This is a genomic window from Desulfonatronospira sp., from assembly GCA_003563255.1.
Taxonomy (GTDB): domain Bacteria; phylum Desulfobacterota; class Desulfovibrionia; order Desulfovibrionales; family Desulfonatronovibrionaceae; genus Desulfonatronospira.
This window is the reverse complement of record PWSL01000125.1, coordinates 1-4,034: the sequence shown is the minus strand read 5'-3', so window position 1 is coordinate 4,034 and position 4,034 is coordinate 1. Positions and strand designations below refer to the sequence as shown.

General features: G+C 49.6%; 4 protein-coding genes. All 4 read right to left on the bottom strand.

The window, feature by feature from the left end; translation table 11 throughout:
* Window positions 1–254: 254 nt before the first annotated feature.
* Window positions 255–455, bottom strand: a complete 201-nt coding sequence (locus QZP87_RS03545) for a hypothetical protein (protein ID WP_291321538.1) — start codon at window positions 453–455, stop codon at window positions 255–257.
* A 331-nt stretch (window positions 456–786) separates the two neighbouring features.
* Window positions 787–1,245: a hypothetical protein gene (locus tag QZP87_RS03540; protein WP_291321537.1), complete on the bottom strand. Its 459-nt coding sequence runs from the start codon at window positions 1,243–1,245 to the stop codon at window positions 787–789.
* Window positions 1,246–1,275: 30 nt separating this feature from the next.
* Window positions 1,276–1,632, bottom strand: coding sequence for a hypothetical protein (locus QZP87_RS03535; RefSeq protein ID WP_291321536.1), 357 nt, complete (start codon window positions 1,630–1,632; stop codon window positions 1,276–1,278).
* A gap of 150 nt (window positions 1,633–1,782) precedes the next feature.
* The coding region (locus tag QZP87_RS03530) for a transposase (RefSeq protein WP_291321535.1) at window positions 1,783–4,034 on the bottom strand (2,252 nt) is incomplete at its 5' end.

The window sequence follows — 4,034 nt, the reverse complement described above, 5'->3', positions numbered from 1 at the left end:
TGGAGATTTTTGCGCTCTGGTTTGCCGCCAATGCGCAAATTGCTGCTCAACTTCTTCAATAGCCGGCCGGGTGGCTGGATATGCTTGATGGCTCATGGGTTGTCCTCCTATGGGTTTGACATCCGAAGATACCCCATGCGCCAAAACTTTTTACGCAGGCTTACCGAAAGGACACGAAAAAAACCAAGGGCCAAAACCAGCATAAAATATAGATACTTTCTCATTATGATCCTCCTGGCTGCAGATAAAACTTGTTATTCATTGCCCTGCTCAAGCCGGATGGTCAGGCGGAGCCCTCTCCCCACCGCGAATCCGGACTGTACGTTTATGCGCAGGTACCCCTCGGCCACCACCTCGATCTTGTGCTTGTGCTTGCCCTCCAACAGTTTCACTTCATAGGAAAGATCCGGATGGCGTTGAAGTTCATAGCCATTGACTAAGACCTTGGCTTTCACAGGATCCACCAGCAGAACCAGCCGACCTGCCTAAATCGGTGGCTCATCCTCGTACCAGGGCTTCCTGGGTTCATAATACGGGGGGTAGTATGGATATTGGGGATAATATCCGGGCCATCCAGGGTACCTGTGCGTGTAAAGCGGAAGATTATACCCGTCGTAAATTATCCCTCCGGGATCAGGACCCCAGGAATGTTCACGTCGGGGAAGCATTTTGTCCGGATCAGGAAAGTACCTTTCATGCTCCTGGCCGGACGCAAAGTAAAAACCATCCCTGCCAGCAGAAAAAATGTTGCCAGAACACTGAAAAATGACTTCATAACTGCCTCTCTTATTTCTGGTAATGATAATTTACCTGTACCGGCCTGCCTTCCTGAAACGGCGCAACAACAGTAATGTGGGTCCTGATATGGGCCTCAAGACTGACGGGATTAAAATCCTCCCCGGGCTCTTCCTGGAAGAAAAACTGATTGCCGAATCTCTCTATCCGGCTCCAATCAGGCAACTCCTGCTCATAAAATCGCACCACCTCTTCAAATGGATCAAAGGTGCAACCGCCAAGTGTGGGCAGAGTCGGCGTGTTGTTCACGCTCATATCCCCTCCCTGGCCCCGGGATACATATTCCAGACCCGGGTAGACCGGCAGACCCAGCTCCTCCTCATCCACCATGGGAGCACCTGGAGAACACCTGTCCCCGCCCCGGGCCTCAGGAACCTGTAGGCCGTAATTGCCGACCATTGTCAGAAGAATCAAAACAGCCCCAACCAATGCACATCTTTTTACGTTCATGTTACCTCCACAAATGACATGTTAATGACGTCAATCATCCTGGTCCTGCATTCCCCTGAAAAAATCCTTTATAGCCTGTCCGGCTTCTTCCGGAGTCATTTCCTCAAGCCTTTTCAGGTCGCCGGTTCTTTCGTGCATTTCCGCCTCCCAGGCCTGCATCTCGCTGGAGAGCTTTCTAGCGGCCATTTCCGCGCTCACTGAGGCAAAAACAAAGATGGCGCAGATGATCCAGAAACCAATCCAGGCTGATTGCGGCTTAATGCCATGTGCTTTAACGCTGGCCGTCACCAGAAGATAGGTCACCCAGACCAGTCCGATGACCACTCCCTGGTAAGGTATGAGATTGAGCACAGTAGTTATGGGTATAATGGCTGCAGTATAGGCCATGCACCTGTAAGCTGTTTCGTAGGACTCCTAAGACCATGATCTTCCAGATAACAAATGAATGGCTGCTCCTACAAAGCCGAAAATACCAACTATCAGACTTTTCCACCCGTTTTTGAGAGCCATAAAGATAGCCCAATTTGAGAGCCAAAATCATATGGCATACTGATCTTTGACCTGAATCTGAACGCCTCGATTTCCCCACCAGGAAACGCGGTTGAGGCCTGTTTCTTTTCTGCTGGTAAGGAGTTCGGCAAGTCTCTTTTTAATCCCCTGACGATCTTCGTCCAGATATGTAATGAGCAGGTCGCCGGAGTCATCAAGGCTCAGTTCGCAGTTTTGATTGCTGAATATGCTGGTTCGGATGGTGGACAATACACACTTCCAGTCTTCAGGGCTTTGCCACTGAGGTATACATAGCTGGGACCGAAAATAATCAACAGCGAGCCGAGCAAGCATGATGCAATAGTAATGAGCTTCCACTTTTTCTGGAGACGTGCCTGTGGGTTTGTTCAGGAAGTAGTTCTCGATAAGATCTTTGATACCAGTTTCCACCGGCCAGCGGATGTGGTAGGCATCCAGGATCTTGGTCGGGCTGTAGTCCGTATATGTACTTCCAAAGCAGCGGATCTCACTGGTTTCTTTGTTTTGCTTGACCACAAAACGAAAGGGCTTTTTTGTTTCTGGGAGAATGAAGTCCTTACTGGCAATGCGATATTGCTCCCGGTAATCCTGCCAGACCCCTTGCTGGATGGTTGCCTCTTTCCAACGCTTGATCTTGGGGTTTTGTTTGAGGCACATGGTAATGTCCGATTCCGAACGAACAGTCAAATATATCAGCTGTTTTTCTCCGGTATACTCGGAATCTGCATAAATTTCCTTGATGACGTCAGGGTCAATGATCATAAACAGGTTTCGTTCACAGAAGCGGTACAGGGCTGACGGAGCCCTGGACTTGCCTTCACAGTAGGCGATATTAATGATGGTGTTGGTCATGCTGTCCCAGAGGATCTGCGGCCTGTGAGCGTACGTCATATCACCGTTCTTATCAGGAGCCTTGCTCAATGCTTTGTCTTCAGGAAACCGGCTATCCGAGGGATCACAGTGATAATCTATGGCAATCTCTTTGCCCTCAATGATCCCCAGTTCCCTGGCCCGGCAAGAGGCATCGTTTCGCAGGAACTGCAAATGGCTGAAGCGAAGCTCATCGAATGCATCGTAGAATCTGGTTTTTCCTGGGTTGAGAACCAGTCCTGAAGCCACGGCTACAGAGCGGTCAGCATTGAGTGTAAAGTCATGGATGCTGGGAAAACCAGCGATAATGCGCATGACATTCACGATAATATTGTTGGTGATCTCAGAAGTGCGCAGGCTGTTTGGGCCGTAGGTGTGCCATGCTTCAATGACCCCCAGTTGATCCAGGAAAGGAGCCATGATCAAAGTTCCTGGGTTGCTGATGACCACTTTACGGTAGGCCAGGTGCTTGATGAATTGAAGGAAAGAACGGTTCACTTTGAGCCCGGAGGTATCAACGAGATCGGGAAACCGGGATTTGGCCGAGGCTTCTACCGGTGACTGTTTCTCAGTCACCTGAGCCGGGACGGGGCTGGAGATAACTCCTCGGATGGCAACGGGTTTTTTGAATCGTGAGAGCTTCCATCGAGCATAGATCTTTTGGACATTGGCCCGGGAACATTTCAAATTGAGCTTTTTTATCATCTTGGCTGTGGACAGGGACGGATCCATCAGTCTTTCTTCTATGATTTGAAGCTCCAGCTGGGGAGAAATTTTTTCACCGGTTTGCCCCTTTTGGACAAGATCAGCCAAGCCCCAGACTCCATAGAGCATATACCGGTTTTTCAACACATAGAACCGATTGGGGGCCATGCCGAATTCTTGAAGCACTGGGCGAATCTGGCGTTTTTTTTCAAGCTTGGATAAGGCCTTGAAGAGCTCAATTCGATGTTGAAGGTGGTCGCGCTGATAATTGAAAAAAGTACCAGGCCGGTCGTGCAGGTTATGAACTGGCCTGGCAGGCGGTTTTTCTTTTTGCTTGGTTACGGATTCCAGGATATGTTGCAGACCGGACCAAAAACAAATGTCTGCTTCATCCATTCGCTGGCCATAGCCATAAGAACGCTGAATCTGGCGGATACGTTCCAAAGAGGCGTCTTCAATCTCCAGGGCCTCGGCGAGTCGTAAGGCATGGTTGGCACGTTCATGTGGCCTTGAAAGTTTGATCAGGATAACCAGTCGCTCCAGAGCCGGGTCAACCTGCTCATGGGATATCTCCGGTAAAAGAGCCACGGTCCCATAAAGAGCAAATGAGTGATCCCAGTCTTTCAAGGTGTTTCGACTGATGTTGAAAGATTCAGCCACAACCCTTTGTGGTTTTCGATTTTTCC

Bases quoted from the DNA above. Each gene is read 5' to 3' on its own strand.
- QZP87_RS03540 (WP_291321537.1), bottom strand. From the start codon at position 1,245: ATGAACGTAAAAAGATGTGCATTGGTTGGGGCTGTTTTGATTCTTCTG.
- QZP87_RS03535 (WP_291321536.1), bottom strand. From the start codon at position 1,632: ATGGCCTATACTGCAGCCATTATACCCATAACTACTGTGCTCAATCTC.